The organism is Thioalkalivibrio sp. (assembly GCF_041685615.1).
Lineage (GTDB): Bacteria > Pseudomonadota > Gammaproteobacteria > Ectothiorhodospirales > Ectothiorhodospiraceae > Thioalkalivibrio.
The window spans coordinates 1-16,517 of record NZ_JAWLFK010000048.1 but is presented as its reverse complement, the minus strand read 5'-3'; the positions used below and the strand labels follow the sequence as shown (position 1 = coordinate 16,517).

20 protein-coding genes, 2 tRNA genes and 1 pseudogene are annotated in these 16,517 nt (G+C 67.4%); 13 read left to right on the top strand and 10 right to left on the bottom strand.

Going from position 1 to position 16,517, the window contains the following annotated elements:
- Positions 1-46: 46 nt before the first annotated feature.
- Positions 47-122, top strand: a tRNA-Thr gene (locus ACESLR_RS09780).
- An 18-nt stretch (positions 123-140) separates the two neighbouring features.
- Here ACESLR_RS09780 and ACESLR_RS09775 read toward each other — a convergent pair.
- The gene (locus tag ACESLR_RS09775) at positions 141-1,439 is read right to left on the bottom strand and encodes a DEAD/DEAH box helicase (protein ID WP_373067110.1); all 1,299 of its coding nucleotides are present in this window, start codon (positions 1,437-1,439) and stop codon (positions 141-143) included.
- Positions 1,440-1,553: 114 nt separating this feature from the next.
- Here ACESLR_RS09775 and trxA point away from each other — a divergent pair, with 114 nt between their 5' ends.
- Positions 1,554-1,880 carry a thioredoxin TrxA gene (gene trxA, locus ACESLR_RS09770; protein WP_017941468.1) on the top strand — a complete coding sequence of 109 codons (327 nt, stop codon included), beginning with the start codon at positions 1,554-1,556 and terminating at the stop codon, positions 1,878-1,880.
- A gap of 189 nt (positions 1,881-2,069) precedes the next feature.
- A complete protein-coding gene (rho, locus tag ACESLR_RS09765; protein WP_024326619.1) occupies positions 2,070-3,329 on the top strand; it encodes a transcription termination factor Rho in 1,260 nt (419 codons plus the stop codon).
- Positions 3,330-3,558: 229 nt separating this feature from the next.
- Here rho and ACESLR_RS09760 read toward each other — a convergent pair whose 3' ends face one another.
- The 5 genes from ACESLR_RS09760 to rph all read right to left on the bottom strand — a co-directional run bounded on the left by ACESLR_RS09760 (position 3,559) and on the right by rph (position 6,713).
- The gene (locus ACESLR_RS09760) at positions 3,559-3,807 is read right to left on the bottom strand and encodes a transcriptional antiterminator, Rof (protein ID WP_373025684.1); all 249 of its coding nucleotides are present in this window, start codon (positions 3,805-3,807) and stop codon (positions 3,559-3,561) included.
- Complete coding sequence (locus ACESLR_RS09755) at positions 3,804-3,998, bottom strand: CPXCG motif-containing cysteine-rich protein (protein WP_373025707.1); 195 nt, start codon at positions 3,996-3,998, stop codon at positions 3,804-3,806. Before ACESLR_RS09755 ends, ACESLR_RS09760 begins: the two co-directional genes overlap by 4 nt.
- Complete coding sequence (gene hemW, locus ACESLR_RS09750; protein WP_373025686.1) at positions 3,998-5,266, bottom strand: radical SAM family heme chaperone HemW; 1,269 nt, start codon at positions 5,264-5,266, stop codon at positions 3,998-4,000. The genes ACESLR_RS09755 and hemW overlap by 1 nt, the downstream gene beginning before the upstream one ends.
- Before the next feature lie 103 nt (positions 5,267-5,369).
- The gene (gene rdgB, locus ACESLR_RS09745) at positions 5,370-5,990 is read right to left on the bottom strand and encodes an RdgB/HAM1 family non-canonical purine NTP pyrophosphatase (RefSeq protein ID WP_373025688.1); all 621 of its coding nucleotides are present in this window, start codon (positions 5,988-5,990) and stop codon (positions 5,370-5,372) included.
- 3 nt (positions 5,991-5,993) lie between these two features.
- Positions 5,994-6,713: a ribonuclease PH gene (gene rph, locus ACESLR_RS09740; protein ID WP_373025689.1), complete on the bottom strand. Its 720-nt coding sequence runs from the start codon at positions 6,711-6,713 to the stop codon at positions 5,994-5,996.
- Between the two features lie 84 nt (positions 6,714-6,797).
- Here rph and ACESLR_RS09735 point away from each other — a divergent pair, with 84 nt between their 5' ends.
- From ACESLR_RS09735 to ACESLR_RS09715, 5 genes are all read left to right on the top strand, one after another.
- Positions 6,798-7,661, top strand: coding sequence for a YicC/YloC family endoribonuclease (locus ACESLR_RS09735; RefSeq protein ID WP_373025690.1), 864 nt, complete (start codon positions 6,798-6,800; stop codon positions 7,659-7,661).
- 3 nt (positions 7,662-7,664) lie between these two features.
- Positions 7,665-7,886, top strand: coding sequence for a DUF2835 family protein (locus ACESLR_RS09730; protein ID WP_373025692.1), 222 nt, complete (start codon positions 7,665-7,667; stop codon positions 7,884-7,886).
- A gap of 90 nt (positions 7,887-7,976) precedes the next feature.
- Positions 7,977-8,408: an Hsp20/alpha crystallin family protein gene (locus ACESLR_RS09725; RefSeq protein WP_373025694.1), complete on the top strand. Its 432-nt coding sequence runs from the start codon at positions 7,977-7,979 to the stop codon at positions 8,406-8,408.
- 211 nt (positions 8,409-8,619) lie between these two features.
- Positions 8,620-9,540 (top strand): DnaJ C-terminal domain-containing protein, encoded by a 921-nt coding sequence (locus ACESLR_RS09720; protein ID WP_373025696.1) that lies wholly within the window; start codon positions 8,620-8,622, stop codon positions 9,538-9,540.
- A gap of 27 nt (positions 9,541-9,567) precedes the next feature.
- On the top strand, positions 9,568-10,911 hold the full coding sequence (locus ACESLR_RS09715) for a Do family serine endopeptidase (RefSeq protein ID WP_373025698.1): 1,344 nt from the start codon (positions 9,568-9,570) through the stop codon (positions 10,909-10,911).
- Between the two features lie 96 nt (positions 10,912-11,007).
- Here ACESLR_RS09715 and ACESLR_RS09710 read toward each other — a convergent pair whose 3' ends face one another.
- Both ACESLR_RS09710 and moaD read right to left on the bottom strand, forming a co-directional pair.
- Positions 11,008-11,445, bottom strand: a complete 438-nt coding sequence (locus ACESLR_RS09710) for a molybdenum cofactor biosynthesis protein MoaE (RefSeq protein WP_373025699.1) — start codon at positions 11,443-11,445, stop codon at positions 11,008-11,010.
- Position 11,446: 1 nt separating this feature from the next.
- Positions 11,447-11,680, bottom strand: a complete 234-nt coding sequence (gene moaD, locus ACESLR_RS09705) for a molybdopterin converting factor subunit 1 (protein WP_373025700.1) — start codon at positions 11,678-11,680, stop codon at positions 11,447-11,449.
- A 45-nt stretch (positions 11,681-11,725) separates the two neighbouring features.
- On the opposite strand from moaD, the gene moaC reads away from it, so the two are divergent.
- The 5 genes from moaC to ACESLR_RS09680 all read left to right on the top strand — a co-directional run bounded on the left by moaC (position 11,726) and on the right by ACESLR_RS09680 (position 15,967).
- The gene (moaC, locus tag ACESLR_RS09700) at positions 11,726-12,214 is read left to right on the top strand and encodes a cyclic pyranopterin monophosphate synthase MoaC (RefSeq protein ID WP_373025702.1); all 489 of its coding nucleotides are present in this window, start codon (positions 11,726-11,728) and stop codon (positions 12,212-12,214) included.
- Positions 12,211-14,409, top strand: a complete 2,199-nt coding sequence (locus tag ACESLR_RS09695; RefSeq protein WP_373025703.1) for an AsmA family protein — start codon at positions 12,211-12,213, stop codon at positions 14,407-14,409. Before moaC ends, ACESLR_RS09695 begins: the two co-directional genes overlap by 4 nt.
- Before the next feature lie 51 nt (positions 14,410-14,460).
- On the top strand, positions 14,461-15,519 hold the full coding sequence (gene mutY / locus ACESLR_RS09690; protein ID WP_373025704.1) for an A/G-specific adenine glycosylase: 1,059 nt from the start codon (positions 14,461-14,463) through the stop codon (positions 15,517-15,519).
- A complete protein-coding gene (locus ACESLR_RS09685) occupies positions 15,503-15,778 on the top strand; it encodes an oxidative damage protection protein (RefSeq protein WP_373025705.1) in 276 nt (91 codons plus the stop codon). Before mutY ends, ACESLR_RS09685 begins: the two co-directional genes overlap by 17 nt.
- A gap of 113 nt (positions 15,779-15,891) precedes the next feature.
- Positions 15,892-15,967 (top strand) — tRNA-Phe (locus tag ACESLR_RS09680).
- Positions 15,968-16,102: 135 nt separating this feature from the next.
- Here ACESLR_RS09680 and ACESLR_RS09675 read toward each other — a convergent pair.
- Together ACESLR_RS09675 and ACESLR_RS09670 are read right to left on the bottom strand one after the other, a co-directional pair.
- Positions 16,103-16,363: a helix-turn-helix domain-containing protein gene (locus ACESLR_RS09675; protein WP_018863440.1), complete on the bottom strand. Its 261-nt coding sequence runs from the start codon at positions 16,361-16,363 to the stop codon at positions 16,103-16,105.
- 1 nt (position 16,364) lies between these two features.
- A pseudogene (locus tag ACESLR_RS09670) lies at positions 16,365-16,517 on the bottom strand (type II toxin-antitoxin system mRNA interferase toxin, RelE/StbE family); the annotation flags it as partial.

Here is a 16,517-nt window from a genome sequence, read left to right as displayed (position 1 = left end):
AGCCGGATTGTGGTCGGTCCCGGCCCCCGCTATCATGTCGGGCTTCGCCGGTGTAGCTCAGTTGGTAGAGCAATCGATTCGTAATCGATAGGTCGGAGGTTCGACTCCTCTCGCCGGCACCATCTTTCTTCCCCCGATGCTCAGTTCCGGTTGCCCCCCGGTCGGCCACCGTGTTGCGGCCGCCCGCCCGCGCGCGGGCCGCCCCGGCCACCGCCGCGACGGTCGTCGCGCGGCTTGCGCGGGCGCGGCTTCGGCTTTACCGCATCCTGGAACAGCCGCGCCGGGTCCACGCTCGCGGTAGGAATGCGTTCGCCCAGGTAGCTCTCGATGTCCGGCAGGTAGAAGGCCGAGTCCTCGCAGCCAAAGCTGATCGCGTCGCCCTCGGCACCGGCGCGGGCGGTGCGCCCGATGCGGTGCACGTAGTCCTCGCCGGACTGCGGCAGGTCGAAGTTGAAGACATGGGTGACGGCCGGGATGTGCAGCCCGCGGGCGGCCACGTCGGTGGCCACCAGGAACCGGTATTCCCCGGCGGAGAAGTGTTCCAGCAGTTTCTGGCGCTTGTTCTGTGGCACGTCACCCGACAGCAGTGCGGCCTTCTGGTCGTTCGCGTTCAGCCAGTCGCAGACCTTCTCGGCGCCGTGCTTGGTGTTCACGAACACGATGGCGCGCTCCGGCTCGAGGTCACGTGCGAGACCCAGAAGCAGGGGGATCTTCTCGTCGTTGGCCGGGTAGTAGATCGACTGGCGCACGCGGTCGGCGGTCAGGGTCTCGGTCTCGACCTGGACCTTCTCCGGGTTGTTCATGTGTTCGAACGCCAGTTCCATCACGCGGTAGGACAGCGTGGCCGAGAACAGCATGGACAGGCGCTCGCTGGCCGGTGCGCAGCGGCGCATCAGGAAGCGCACATCCTTGATGAAGCCGAGATCGAACATGCGGTCGGCCTCGTCCAGTACCACCACCTCGGTGTGCTTGAGGCCGAAGACCTTCTGCTTGAAGTAGTCGATGATGCGCCCCGGCGTGCCGATCAGTATGTCGGCCCCGGCCTCCAGCTGTTCGCGCTGGGTGTCGTAGCCGGTACCGCCGTAGGCGAGCGCGAGCTTGAGCCCGGTTTCGGCACCCAGCGACGCGGCATCCCTGTGGATCTGGATCGCCAGCTCGCGGGTCGGGGCCAGGATCAGAGCGCGCACATCGGTGGGTCGGCGGCTGGCCGAGGGTTGCTGGCGCAGCAGGCGGTTGAAGGTCGCGATGAGGAAGGCCGCGGTCTTGCCGGTCCCGGTCTGGGCCTGGCCGGCGACATCACGCCCGGCCAGGGCGATCGGCAGCGTCTGTGCCTGGATCGGGGTGCAGGTCTCGAAGCCGGTCGCACGGATGCCCGCCTGGACGGGTTCGGGCAGATCGAGCTGGTCGAAGCGGGTCGTGTCCTGCGCGGTTTCGGTCATGGGATTCCTCGGTCCTGCGTGTTACTTGAACTGCCCGGCGATCATCGTCGATAGTAAGGGCCGTGCAGCCGGCGGTGCGGGCTGTTCCCCCAACCCAAGTCATGAGGGCTCGGAGTGAGCGACAAAATTGTGTACACATCGGACGCCGGTTTCGACGAGGACGTCCTGAAGGCCGATCAGCCGGTCCTGGTGGACTACTGGGCCGAATGGTGCGGCCCCTGCAAGATGATCGCGCCCATTCTGGACGAAATCGCCGAAGAATACGCCGGGAAGGTGAAGGTCGCCAAGCTGAACATCGACGAGAACCCGTCCACGCCGCCGAAATACGGCATCCGCGGGATCCCGACGCTCATGCTGTTCAAGGGCGGCGATGTCGAGGCCACCAAGGTCGGTGCCCTGTCCAAGTCGCAACTGACCGCGTTCCTGGACCAGCACCTGTAACCCCAGGGCCTGGCGGGTGACCGCCAGGCCCTGCAGATGCACGGCTTCACCGGGCTTGCCCCGGGCCGCTGCCTCGCTTACCATCGTCCGGGTTCGAGTGGCCGCCTGGCCATTCCCTGCCTCCTTCCAGTCAATCCGTGTGACCACCCCCGGTCGCCGATCATCCACGTTGAACACAGCATCCCACGCATGAATCTGACCGAATTGAAGCGGATGTCCGCTGCCGATCTCGTGGCCTTCGCCGAAGAAAAGGGCATCGAGAACATGTCCCGCGCGCGCAAGCAGGAGATCATCTTTGCCCTGCTCAAGGCCCACGCGAAGAGTGGCGAGGCCATCTACGGCGACGGCGTTCTCGAAATCCTCTCCGACGGCTTCGGCTTTCTCCGCAGTGCCGACAGCTCCTATCAGGCCGGACCGGACGACGTCTATGTCTCGCCCAGCCAGATCCGCCGTTTCGGCTTGCGTACCGGCGACACCATCTCCGGCAAGATCCGCCCACCCAAGGACAACGAGCGCTACTTCGCGCTGTTGAAGGTCTCGGAGATCAACTTCGAGCCGCCGGAGAACGCCAAGCACAAGGTGCTGTTCGAGAACCTGACCCCGCTGCATGCCAACGAACGCATGCGCATGGAGCGTGGTAACGGTTCCACCGAGGACATCACTGCCCGCGTGATCGACATCGTTGCGCCGTTCGGCAAGGGTCAGCGCGGGCTGATCGTCTCCCCGCCCAAGGCGGGCAAGACGCTGATGCTGCAGAACATCGCCCAGAGCATCGCCGGCAACTATCCCGAGTGCTACCTGATCGTGCTGCTGATCGACGAGCGCCCCGAGGAGGTGACCGAGATGGACCGGATGGTCCAGGGCGAGGTGGTCTCCTCCACCTTCGACGAGCCGGCCCAGCGCCATGTGCAGGTCGCCGAGATGGTGATCGAGAAGGCCAAGCGCCTGGTCGAGCACAAGCGTGACGTGGTCATCCTGCTGGACTCCATCACCCGCCTTGCACGTGCCTACAACACTGTGGCCCCGAGCTCCGGCAAGGTGCTCACCGGTGGCGTGGATGCCAATGCGCTGCACCGCCCGAAGCGGTTCTTCGGCGCCGCGCGCAACGTGGAAGAGGGTGGCAGCCTGACCATCCTCGCCACCGCGCTGGTCGAGACCGGTTCCAAGATGGACGAGGTCATCTACGAGGAATTCAAGGGCACCGGCAACATGGAGATCCACCTGGAGCGGCGCATCGCGGAGAAGCGCATCTACCCAGCGATCAACGTCAACCGTTCCGGTACCCGTCGCGAGGAACTGCTTACCGCGCCGGACGAGCTGCAAAAGCTCTGGATCCTGCGCAAGTTCCTGCACGGCATGGACGACATCGAGGCCATGGAATTCCTGCTTGGCCGCATGCAGTCGTCCAAGACCAATTCCGAGTTCTTCGACCAGATGAAGCGCAGCTGACCCGGCGCCTCCCAGCCTGACGTTTCACGCTTCGCGCCCGGTGGCCTGTGCCGTCGGGACCGCGGAGAAAACCGGTTCACAGGAAGGCTGGAAGAACCGAAGGTTCGGGACTGCAAAAGAGGGTTCGGAACCACAGGAAACGCCGACTGCACTGGCATGTTTCCAGTCTTCCGATCTTCCTGTAAATAGGTTTTCTCCGCGTCCGCGGGCGTGTTGACTGCGGCGGGCTTTAGCCCGGGACCGGCTCGAAGCTGATCAGCCGGTCCAGGCGCCACCACTGCCGGCGGCCCGCCGTGTCGCGCAGGATCAGGTACTCGGCGCCGCGCCGGGTGCGCAGGTCCAGTGGCCGCACGATCGCGATCCGGTCCATCGCCCCGCGCCGCCAGTGCGTGCGCAGGAACTGTCCGCGCACGATCGCCAGCTCCAGCTCGGAGTAGCGCTCGCAGGTGATCGGGGTGTACGGCGGCGCCGAACTCACTCGCCCTCCCGTCGTGCGGCGATGCGCGGGATCTCCTCGTCACCGGCATCCTCGCGGCGAAACACGATGGGGGCACAGCACACCGCGCAGTCCTCGATCCATTCGCGGTCATTGCTGACCATGTCCACCGTGGTCTCGCCGGGCTCGCCGCACCAGGGGCAGGCAAAACCGACAAACTCGACGGGACGCATCATCGACCCTCCTCCGGGCCCGCGGGCCAGGCTATCGGCGTGGCGATCGAGTCCTGCGGAGTCCCTTCCGGAAGAAAACGTTCCAGCACGTCATTGAGAAATGCCAGGCCCCGTTCCGTGGCCTGCAGGCGTCCCGCATCGGTCACCAGCAGTCCCTCTGCGCGCAGCCCGGAAAGCGCCGGTTCCAGCGCCGTCAGGGGCAGGCCACAGCGCGCCTCGAAGCTCGCGGCCTCCACTCCGTCTACCAGGCGCAGCGCGTTCAGCAGGAACTCGAAGGGCCGCTCCGCCGGCGCCACCGCCTGGTCCTCGTGCTGCCGGGGCGCAGCCAGATAGGCCTCGGGCTGACGCCGCTTCATCCGGCGCAGGATCGTGCCCTCGTGCACCTGTGTCAGCTTGCCGTGGGCCCCGGCGCCGATACCGACATAATCGCCGAAGGTCCAGTAATTGCGATTGTGCCGACAAGCCTGCCCCGCGCGTGCATAGGCGGATACCTCGTACCGAGTATAGCCAGCCGCCGCCAGATCGGACTGACCCCGTGCAAACAGCTCCTCGATCATGGCGTCCTCCGGCAGTTCGGGCGGCCGCGCGGCGAATAGCGTGTTCGGCTCCAGGGTCAGTTGATACCAGGAGATGTGCCCTGGATCCTGCTCGATCGCCGCCTTCAGGTCCGCGAGCCCGGCCGTGACCGACTGCCCCGGCAGGCCGAACATCAGGTCCAGGTTGATCACTTCGAAGCCGGCGGCGCGGGCGTGTTCCACCGCGCTGTGCGCCTCGGCCGCCCCGTGGATGCGGCCAAGGCGCGCGAGCATCGCGTCGTCGAAGCTCTGGATCCCCAGTGACAGCCGGTTGACCCCCGCTTCGCGGTAGCCGCGAAAGTAGGCGCGATCGGCGGTGCCGGGGTTGGCCTCCAGGGTGACCTCGCAGTCCGGGCGCAGCGGCAGCCGGGCGCGCAGCCCGGAGAGCAGCGCATCCATGGCCTCCGGCGGGAACAGGCTGGGCGTGCCGCCGCCGATGAACACGCTCTCCAGGCGCCGCCCCCAGACGTCCGGCAGCTGGCCTTCCAGGTCACTCAGCAGCGCCGCCACGTAGTCGTCGAACGGCGCCTCGCCCCGGGGCTCGTGCGAGTTGAAGTCGCAATACGGGCACTTGCGCACGCACCAGGGCAGGTGCACGTACAGCGCCAGTGGCGGCGGATGGGTCAGCGCGGGGTTCATGTGCGGAGCATAGGCGAGCCTCCGGGTGGCGTCGAAAGCACCCAGTCCCGCCATTGCAGCCTCCGACGTCGGCGACCAAAGCACCGTTCTCGCGAGCGCCGCAGGCGCATGGCGATCTCCCTGGATGGGCCCCGGCGCCGGACCGGGCCGGTGGATTTCAGGCCGTCGGGTTGCCCATGCGGTGGCGCAGGCTGGCCACGAGCTGTTGCAGGGCCTGGCCACGGTGGCTCAGACGGTTCTTGGTCTCCGGGGGCAGCTCCGCCGAGGTGCAGCCCTCCTCCGGCACGAAGAACAGCGGGTCGTATCCAAAGCCTTCGGCACCGCTGGCCTGCTCCGTGATCCGTCCGGGCCACACGCCCTCGGCGATAACCGGTGCCGGGTCCTCCGCGTGTTCCAGATACACCACGACCGCACGGAAGCGCGCACCGCGGTGCTCCGGCGGGATGCCGGCCAGCGCCTCCAGCAGCTTGGCATTGTTGGCCGCGTCGTCGGCAGCGCCACCGGCATAGCGCGCGGAGTAGATTCCCGGCTGGCCGCGCAGGGCATCCACCTCCAGCCCGGAGTCGTCGGCAATCGCCGGCAGCCCGGTGTGCCGGGCGGCATTGCGCGCCTTCAGGATGGCGTTCTCCACAAAGGTCAGGCCGGTCTCCTCGGCCTCGGGCACGGCGTGCTCCGACTGCGCCTCGATTGTCAGCCCCAGCGGTTCCAGCAGGGCACGGATCTCGCGCAGCTTCCCGGGGTTGCCGGTAGCAAGAACGACGCGGCGAGCCTCGCCCATGGCTCAGCCCCCGGCCAGCACGGCGCGCTGGGCATCGCAGATCTCCTGGATGCCCTTCTCGCCCAGGTCCAGCATCTGGTCCAGCTCGTCGCGGCGGAAGGCGTGGCCCTCGGCGGTGCCCTGGATCTCGATCACGCCGCCGGCCTCGTTCATCACCAGGTTCAGGTCGGTCTCGGCCTGCGAGTCCTCGTCGTAATCCAGGTCCAGCACCGGCTCGCCGCCGAAGATGCCCACCGAGATCGCTGCCACCTGACCGTGCAGTGGGTCCTTGCGGATCAGGCCCTGCTCGCGGGCCTTGCGGATGGCGTCGTACAGCGCGACATAGGCCCCGCTGATGGAGGCGGTCCGGGTGCCGCCATCGGCCTGGATCACGTCGCAGTCGACGATGATCTGGCGTTCGCCCAGGGCCTCCAGGTCCACCACCGCGCGCAGCGAGCGGCCGATCAGGCGCTGGATCTCCATAGTGCGGCCACCCAGCTTGCCGCGGGCGGCCTCGCGAACCATGCGGTCGTGGGTGGAGCGCGGCAGCATGCTGTACTCGGCCGTCACCCAGCCGCGGCCCTTGTTCTTCAGCCACGGCGGCACCCGCGACTCCACCGTGGCGTTGCACAGCACGCGGGTGTCCCCGAATTCCACCAGTACGGAACCCTCCGCGTGCCGGGTGAAATGGCGGGTAAAACGCACGGGGCGCATCGCGTCGGCTGCTCGGCCACTGGGTCGCATGCTGTGATCCTTGCTAGATTTGAAAGGAGCGCAGTATACGGGCCGTCACCGCCATACGCAGCAGGGGCCGCAACGGGGGGAAGCATGATTACCAGCATGACCGGGTTTTCCCGGCACGCCATGACGCTGGACGCGGGCGTGTTCGATTGGGAGCTCAAGAGCGTCAATCACCGTTATCTGGAGCTGCGCATCCACCTCCCGGACCACCTGCGCTCGCTGGAGGCCGAGGTGCGCAGCCGCCTCAAGGCACGGCTGGCGCGCGGCAAGGTCGATGCCGTCCTGCGCGACCGTGGCCAGGCCGACAACGCGCCGGATGCCTTCGATCAGGCGCGGGCGCAGGCCCTGATCGGTGCCTGCGCTTCCATTGAACGCATGATGGCGAACCCGGCGCCGGTCTCGCCGCTGGACGTGCTGCGCTGGCCTGGGGTGCTGCAGGACACCGCGGATGTCGGCGAAACCCTTGCCGCCCCCTTGCTCGCCGGCTTCGACCGCGCCCTGGAGGCCCTGGTCGGGATGCGCGCGACCGAGGGCGCGGCCCTGGCCGATGGCATGCGCACGCGCCTGGACGCGCTGGCCGGGCACGCCCGCTCGATCCGCGCGCGGCGCCAGCCAATGCTGGACGACCAGCGCAGCCGCATCCTTGCCCGTATCCACGAACTGGATCTGAACCTGGACCCGAAGCGCCTGGAGCAGGAGGTCGCGCTGCTGGCCCAGCGCATGGATATTGCCGAGGAGCTGGACCGCATCGAGGGTCACGCGGCCGCCGTGCACGAGATCCTGGACCAGGGCGGATCCAGTGGCCGGCGGCTCGACTTCCTGATGCAGGAGTTCAACCGCGAAGCCAATACCATCTCGTCGAAATCGCATGACCTCGAGATCACCCGCGCCACGGTGGAGATGAAGGTCCTGATCGAGCAGCTGCGCGAGCAGGTGCAGAACCTGGAATAGCCGATGCGCCGTTTCCGCTTGCGCCTGGCGATCTCGCGCCACGAGATGGAGGACTACTACACCGGCCGCGCCGCGGTGGTCTTCGCGCAGGCCGACAGTGGCGAGAGCGTGCAATTCCCCGCGCGGCTGTTGCGCAGCCACCTGGATCAGCGCGGTGTGCATGGCGTGTTCGAGCTGATCACCGACGACGACTACAAGCTGCGGGAGTTTCGCCGCCTGCTATGACGGGCGTCCCCCTCAGACCCTTGAAAACGCGGGATGTGTCCCTATCTCTAAGGGTGAGTCAGATGACACCCACACTAAGGAGGGGAAGCCATGACCATGACCCGTTACGAACCGTTCAGCCTGCTTGGTCAACTGTCGCGTGAACTCGGTCGCATGCCGGACATGCCCGGCACCGAGGACTCTGCCGCGACCTCCGACTGGGCCCCCGCGGTGGATATCCGCGAAGAGACCGATGCCTACGTGCTGCATGCCGACATCCCCGGGGTAGACCCGAAGGATATCGAGTTGCACATGGAGAGCGGCGTGCTGACCCTGCGCGGCGAGCGCAAGCACGACAGCGAGGAAGAGAAGAACGGCTACAAGCGCATCGAGCGCGTGCGTGGCAGCTTCTTCCGCCGCTTCTCGCTGCCCGACACGGCGGACGCCGACAACATCTCCGCGCGCAGCGAGAATGGCGTGCTGGAAGTCCGCATTCCGAAGCAGGCCCGCGTGCAGCCGCGCCGGATCGAGATCGAGAACTGATCCGGCCTCCCGCCGCGCGTCGCGGATCCCCGCGGCGCGCGCCGCCATGGGCGCTGCCCCGGGTTCTGCCCGCGGTAGCGCCCCGTTTTTTACGGCTCGGGAAGGCGCCTTCGCGCGTCTTGCCGGGTGACAGCCGCATCCCGGCTATCATGACCACTGGCGGGATTCGGGTGTCACCCGAGGACGCAGCCGCAACCGCTCGAGGAACGCAATGGAATACAAGGATTACTACAAGATCCTCGGTGTGAGCCGCGACGCCAGCCAGGACGAGATCAAGAAGGCCTACCGCAAGCTGGCACGCAAGTACCATCCGGATGTCAGCAAGGACCCGGACGCCGAGACCCGCATCAAGGAGGTCAACGAGGCCTACGAGGCCCTGGGCGACCCGGAAAAGCGCAAGGCCTACGACCAGCTGGGCTCCAACTGGCGCCAGGGGCAGGACTTCCGGCCGCCGCCCGGCTGGGACGGCTCGACCCAGCACCGCGGTGCCCGCGGGGGCGCCGGGGCCGGGGCCGACTTCGGCGGCTTTTCGGATTTTTTCGACTCGATCTTCGGCGGTGGCGGCATGGGCGGCGGGCGCCGCCGCGCGGGCGGTGCCGGCTTCAACATGCGCGGTGCCGACCGCGAGGGTCGCGTGGAGATCACCCTGGACCAGGCGCTCAAGGGCACCGAGGTCTCGGTCAGCGACGCCGATGGCCGAGTGCAGCGCGTACGCATCCCGGCCGGGGCCAAGGACGGCTCGCGCCTGCGCGTGCGCGGCCAGGGTGACCCGGGGGTCGGCAGTGGCGGTGCCGGTGACCTGCTGCTGGAGATCCGGGTCAAGCCGGACAGTCGCTACACCCTGGACGGGCGCAATCTCTACCGCGAGATCCCGATCACGCCCTGGGAGGCCGCGCTGGGCGCGACTATCGAGGTCCCTACCCCGCACGGCTGGGTGAACCTGAAGATCCCGTCCGGTTCGCAGTCGGGCAAGCAGATGCGGCTGAAGGGCAAGGGCCTTCCGGGCAAGCCGCCGGGCGATCTCTACCTGAAGCTGATGGTCCAGGTGCCGCCGGAGGACGAGGCCGGTGACTGGTATCGCAAGATGGCCGAGCAGTCTTCCTTCGCCCCGCGCGCCGATCTGACGCCCTGATCGTCGCGTTCAACTCGAGGCGCGCCCATGCGTCGGCTGATTCCCCTGCTGATCCTGGCCATGGCCGTGCTTGAGGCCGCGCCGGCCACCGCCCAGCTCCCGGCTGCGGTGGATGGCCAGCCCCTGCCCTCGCTGGCGCCGATGCTCGAGCGCACCATCCCCGGTGTGGTGAATATCGCCACCCGCGCGCGGGTGGTGGAGTCGGCCAGCCCGCTGTTCGACGATCCCTTTTTCCGCCGTTTCTTCGATGTCCCCGAGCGCGAACGCGAGCGCCAGGGCCTGGGCTCCGGCGTCATCGTGGATGCCGATGCCGGCACCATTCTCACCAACAGCCACGTGATCGCGCGTGCCGACACCATCCTGGTTACGCTCCATGACGGGCGCCAGTACGAGGCCGAGGTGGTGGGTGCCGACCCGGCCACCGACGTCGCCGTGATCCGAATCGACGCGGACGACCTGCAGGCGATCCCGCTGGCGGATTCCGACGCCCTGCGCGTCGGCGACTTCGTGGTCGCCATCGGGAACCCGTTCGGTCTGGGTCAGACGGTGACCAGCGGTATTGTCAGTGCCCTCGGTCGCAGCGGTATCGGTGGCGCCGGCTTCGAGGACTTCATCCAGACCGATGCCTCCATCAACCCCGGCAATTCGGGCGGGGCGCTGGTCAATCTGCGCGGCGAGCTGGTCGGTATCAACACCGCACTCCTCGCCCGGGGTGGCGGCAACATCGGTATCGGCTTCGCCATCCCCGCCAACATGGCTCGCCAGATCCAGGAGCACCTGCTGGCCGAGGGCCAGGTCGAGCGTGGTGCGCTGGGCGTGGAGATGCAGGACTTGACCCCGGCGCTGGCCCAGGCCTTCGGGCTGGATGTGTCGCAGGGCGCGGTGATCACCCGGGTGGTGCGCGGCTCGGCCGCCGAGCGGGCCGGCCTGTTGCACGGGGACATCGTGCTGCGGGTGGACGATCAGCCGGTGCGCAGCGCCAGCGACCTGCGCAATCGCCTCGGCCTGCTGCGCGTGGGTTCCGGGGTGGAGCTGGATGTCCTCCGCGACGGTTCGGAGCAGCGCGTCCATGGGCGCCTCGACCGCCCCGAGGAACGCCGCATCGAAGGCGCGGCCGTGCATCCGCGCCTGGACGGCGTGCGGTTATCCGAGACCGCCGGGCGCGGCGGTCGCAGCCACGTGGCGGTGGTCGCGGTGGAACCCGGCACCGCCGGGGCCCGCGCGGGTCTGCGCCCCGGTGACGTGCTGCTCGCGATCAACCGCCAGCGCATCGGGCGCCTGGCCGACCTGCCGCAGCAACTGGCTGCCCACCAGCCCCTGCATCTGCAGCTGCTCCGTGGCAACCAGTCGCTCTACCTCGCCCTGCGCTGACGCTCCTCGCCCTGCCCGCGATCACTCCCCGGCAGATAATTTCGCAGGGGCCAGCTAGCTGGCCCCTGCGAGGGGTGCGAACAGGACGGCGGGGGTTCAGGATCCCGGGGTGTTCTTCTCCACCCAGCGGTGGCTTCCGTCGGCCAGGGTCTCGCGCTTCCAGAACGGGGCCTCGTGCTTCAGGCGTTCCAGGATGTCGCTGCAGGCATCGCGGGCGGCCACGCGGTGCGCGGACCAGGTGGCCACCAGCACCAGGGCGTCGCCGGGGCGCACGTCGCCCACGCGGTGGGCCACATGGCAGCCCAGCAGCGGCCAGCGCGCCTCGGCCTCGGCGACGATGCGTTCCAGCTCGCGCTCGGTCATCCCCGGATAGTGCTCCAGGAACAGTCCGGTCACGTCCTTGTCTTCGTTGAAGTCGCGCATGCGGCCGACAAAAACGCTGGCCGCCCCGCGCGCGTTCGCCGGGATGGCCTGTTCGGCTCGGCGGACGATCTCCCAGGGGTCGAAATCGCCGGTATGGATCTCGACCGCCACCCTAGCCCCCGGTCACCGGCGGGAAGTAGGCGATCTCGTCGCCATCGCGCACCAGGGTCTCCAGGCTGGCCTGCTCCTGGTTCACCGCGGCCATCAGGCGCTCGGGCGGGGCCTCCTGGTGCAGGTGTCGCCATAGCTCACCGACGGTCAGGCTTTCCCCGGGCAATTCCGCCTCGTCGCCCTGGCGGCCCACTTCCTCGCGCAGTCGCGCGAAATAGTGAACGTGTACGGTCATTCCGGCCCCTGTAAACATGGCTGCGAGTCAAGCATTATAGCCGTGATGAACGAATTCACTCACTTCGATGCCGAAGGCCATGCGCACATGGTCGATGTCGGCGAAAAGTCCGTTACGCACCGCGTGGCGATCGCCGAGGGCCGTATCCACATGCAGGCGGCCACGCTGCAGCGCATCCGCGAAGGCCGCCATGCCAAGGGGGATGTACTGGGTATTGCCCGGGTGGCAGGCATCATGGGTGCCAAGAAGACGGGAGACCTGATCCCGCTGTGCCACCCGATCGGCCTGACCCGGGTGGCCCTGGAACTGGAGACGGAAGATACTGCCGTGCGCGTGCAGGCCACCTGCGAGGTGCACGCGCCAACCGGGGTGGAGATGGAGGCGCTGACCGCCGTGTCCACTGCGCTGCTAACGGTCTACGACATGTGCAAGGCCGTGGATCGCGGCATGCAAATTGATGGTGTTCGTCTGCTGGAGAAACGCGGGGGCCGCAGCGGCACCTGGCGGGCCGAACCGAAAGGAGATTCCGAATGAAATGGATCAAGCGCCTGCTGGGCCTGATCGTCGTACTGATCCTGCTGGTCGTTATCGTGGCGGCGTACCTGCTGGTCACCTTCGACGCCAATGACTACAAGGAGCGCATCGAGGCCGAGGTGCAGGAGGCAACCGGCCGCGAGCTGGACCTCTCCGGGTCCATCGGCCTGACCCTGTTCCCCAGCCTCGGGCTGCGCCTGGAAGAGGTGCGCTTCGGCAATGCCGAGGGCTTTGGTGACGAGCCGTTCGCCGAGGTCGACGTGGTGGATGTCGCGGTGGCGGTGATGCCGCTGCTGCGCCGTGAGCTGGAGATCCAGCGCGTGCAGGCGGACGGCGTGCGCCTGAACCTGGCGCGCGACGAGGAGGGCCGCAACAACTGGGATGACCTGCTGGATCACGCCGGCGCCGCGCGCGACGACGCGGTGGGTGCGGACGATGACGAGCGCACCACGACCGAGACCCGCCTGGCCCTGCAACGCATCGACGTGGCCGGGATCTCCCTGACCAATACCCGGGTGCGCTGGGATGATCGCGAGACCGGCATGCAGGCCACCCTCGAACCGTTGGAGCTGCAGGTCGGCCGCTTCCGCCCGGGTGTCGAGACCCGGCTTGATCTGGAAGCGGTCGTGCGCGCCGAGGGCGGCGATCTGGCCGAACCCGTGGAGCTCGCACTCGACCTGGGCGGGTTGATGAACCTCGACCTTCTGAACGACCGCTATTCCGTGCGCCGTCTGAACGCTACTCTTGGCCTCGACGGTGGCGGGCTGCCGCGCGCCGTGGGCATGACCCTGGAAACCGACGTCGCCTTGGAGATGGCCGAGGCGATGTCCCTGCGCCTGGAGCGTCTGACGCTGGGCGTCTCCGGCGTGCGCATGACCGGGTTTGCCGAACTGTCCGAACTGGATGGCGAGCAGCCGAAGATCCGCAGCGAGATGCGCACCAACACCTTCAACCTCAAAGACGTATTGACGGACCTGGGTCTGGACGCCCCCGAAACCAGCGATCCGGATGCCCTGGGCCGCGTTGCCCTCGACCTGTCCGCCAACGGCAGTTTCCAGGCATTGAACATGGATCCGTTCCTGATCACCGTGGATGACGCCATGCTGAACGGTTCCGCGGGCTGGGATGGTCGCGGGGAACGCCCACTGATCACCTTCGATGTCTCCGGCGAGAGCCTGAATCTTGACCGCTACCTGCCGCCGGAAGTGGAAGAGGCCCGCACCGAAAACGGCGACGGTGAAGGTGAAGGTGAAGGCGAAGGTGAAGGCGATGAGGATATCGCCATCGAAATGCCGCTGGAGGCCTTGCGCAGTGTGGATGTCGACGGGAGCGCGGCGCTTGGACGCCTCGACGTGATGGGCATGGTCCTGCGCAACATCGAGCTGCAGATCCAGGCCGAGGCGGGGGACTGGAATATCCAGCCCCTGGATGCCGCGGCCTACGACGGCGAACTGACCAGCCGCCTGCGCCTGGACGCCCGGCACGATGCCCCGCGCTACGAGCTGGCGGCCGACCTGCAGGGCCTGGACATCGGGGCCCTGCTGGAGGACTTCCAGGGCGATGATGCCCGCCTGATGGGAACTGGCAACCTGGAGCTGGATATCGCCACCCGGGGCGAACTCCTGAGCGAGTTGAAGGGTTCCCTGAACGGCTCCGGCAACATGCGCTTCGAGGATGGTGCGGTTCGCGGCATCAACGTGGCGCAGGTCATCCGCCGGGCCGAGGCGCGCCTGCGTGGCGAGCAGCTGGAAGAGGACGAGCCCAACCAGACTGATTTCAGCGAGCTTTCCGGCAGCTTCAACATCCGCGATGGCGTGGTACGCAACGAGGACCTGGAGGCCAGCTCGCCCCTGTTGCGGGTGCGCGGCGAAGGCGAGGCCGACCTGAACGACGACAGCCTCGACTACCTCGTGAACACCACCGTGGTCGGTACCCTGGAGGGCCAGGGCGGCCGGGAACTCGACGATCTGCAGGGCGTGACGCTGCCAATCCGCGTCAGCGGCACGTTCACCGATCCGAGCTTCCGTCTCGAGCTGGAGGACGCCCTGCGGGACCGTTACGAGGATGAGGTCCGCGAACGCGTGGAAGAGGAAGAGGATCGTGTCCGCGAACGCCTGGACGAGGAAGAAGAGCGCGCCCGCGAGCGTATCGAGGAGGAGTCCGACCGGCTCCTGGATCGTTTCCGTAATCGCTGATCACCCGCGGCGCCCGCCTCCGGTGCGGGTGCCGCCAGATTCGATGCGCCCATGAACGCCTTCGCCGAGCGGCTGCTCGCCTGGTTCGATCACCACGGTCGCCAGGACCTGCCGTGGCAGCATCCGCGCACGCCCTACCGGGTGTGGGTCTCCGAGATCATGCTGCAGCAGACCCGGGTCGAGACCGTCGTCCCTTACTTCCTGCGCTTCATGGAGCAGTTCCCTGACGTGCAAAGCCTTGCCGCGGGGCGGCAGGACGCCGTGCTGCACCAGTGGTCAGGGCTGGGCTACTACGCCCGCGCGCGCAACCTGCACCGGGCCGCGCAGGTGGTGGTCGAGGAGCATGGTGGCGTCTTTCCCGCCGAGCGCGAGGGCCTTGAGCAGCTGCCGGGCATCGGCCGCTCCACCGCCGCCGCGATCATCGCCCAGGCGCATGACGCGCCCGAGGCCATCCTGGACGGCAACGCCAAGCGGGTGCTCGCACGCCATGCGGCGATCCACGGCTGGCCCGGCAGCCCGGCCGTGCAGCGTGAGCTGTGGGCCGAGGCCGAAGCGCGAACCCCCGCAACCCGCTGCGCCGACTACACCCAGGCGATCATGGATCTGGGCGCCCTGCTCTGCACCCGCAGCCGTCCCGCCTGTGCGGCCTGCCCGGTGCACGCGGACTGCGGCGCCGCGCAGCAGGGCCTGACCGGCACGCTGCCTTCGCCCCGGCCGCGCCGCGACCTGCCCACCCGTACCCGCTGGGCTGCCTGCCTGCGTGCCCCCGAGGGCATCGCCCTCGTCCAGCGCGAACAGGACGGCATCTGGGGCGGGCTCTACAGCCTGCCGGAGGCCGAAACCCCCGACGCCCTGGAGGACTGGGTACTCGCCCAGTGGCCCGGCGCCGCGCCGGCCGCGACTGATCACGGACTGCAGCACAGCTTCAGCCACTACCGCCTGGATCTGCGTATCCGGCCCTTCGACCTCCCGGCTGGCGCGTGTGGGATCATGGAAGACAACAGGGTGATTTGGTATAAACCCGGCACATCACGGGCGGTCGGCATCCCGGCCCCCATCCAGCGTTATCTGCACGACGACAAGGACTCCGGTAATGGCACGAACCGTTAACTGCGTAAAACTCGGGAAAGAGGCCGAAGGGCTCGACTTCCCGCCCTATCCCGGCGAGATGGGCAAGAAGGTCTATTTGAACGTGTCCAAGGAGGCCTGGCAGGCCTGGTTGAACCACCAGACCATGCTGATCAACGAATACCGCCTGACACCGGTCGACCCCAAGGCGCGCAAGTTCCTCGAAGAGGAAATGGAGAAGTTCCTGTTCGGCGACGGCTCCGAGAAGCCGGAAGGCTTCGTCGACCCGAACGCCTCCTGAGTCGCGGTATTCCGCGGCTTGTGTCGCTTCGGCGGCCCCGCGCGCTTGACGTGGAGCCGCCGGGCCGCTTTAATACCGCCCTTCGTCCGCAGGACGAATCCCCCCCGAAGTATGGCCGGGTAGCTCAGTCGGTAGAGCAGGGGATTGAAAATCCCCGTGTCGGCGGTTCGATTCCGTCCCCGGCCACCATTATCTTTCCCGTAGCACCATCCGCCCCATCAATAAGCGTTGGCCGCGTCTGTGTATGGGCCGCCCGACCTGCGTCGCGTCTGCATGTGATCGGGTACTGGATCCGACGTTGAATGTCTCTGAACCGCCTGATGGCTATGCGGCCGATTCATGCTCGACATCCCAGCCCGGGAATACGAGTACGGCGGGGTGGCAGCGCAGTGCCCTTGCCAGGACCTTGGCGCGATCAACACCGAGACGTACACGGTCATTCTCGATGGCCGAAATGGTGGACTGCGGGATGCCGGAAGCATTCGCGAGGTCGTTCTGGCTCATTTCCTGAAGCTCACGCAGGATCCGAACCGACTCGCCAACCGAAACTTCGACCCTTTTCTTTGCCTTGCGATAATCACTCATGTCACGTCCTCCCGTAATCGTGGGGAGTCACCTTCTCGACCTGTATAAGAACCTTGTTCTTCTCCACCCGGTAAATGACGCGGTACTGGAGGTTCAGACGAGACAACCGGAAGCCCTTCTACTTGCCCGATAAAGCTTCGTCGTTGAAGCCCCG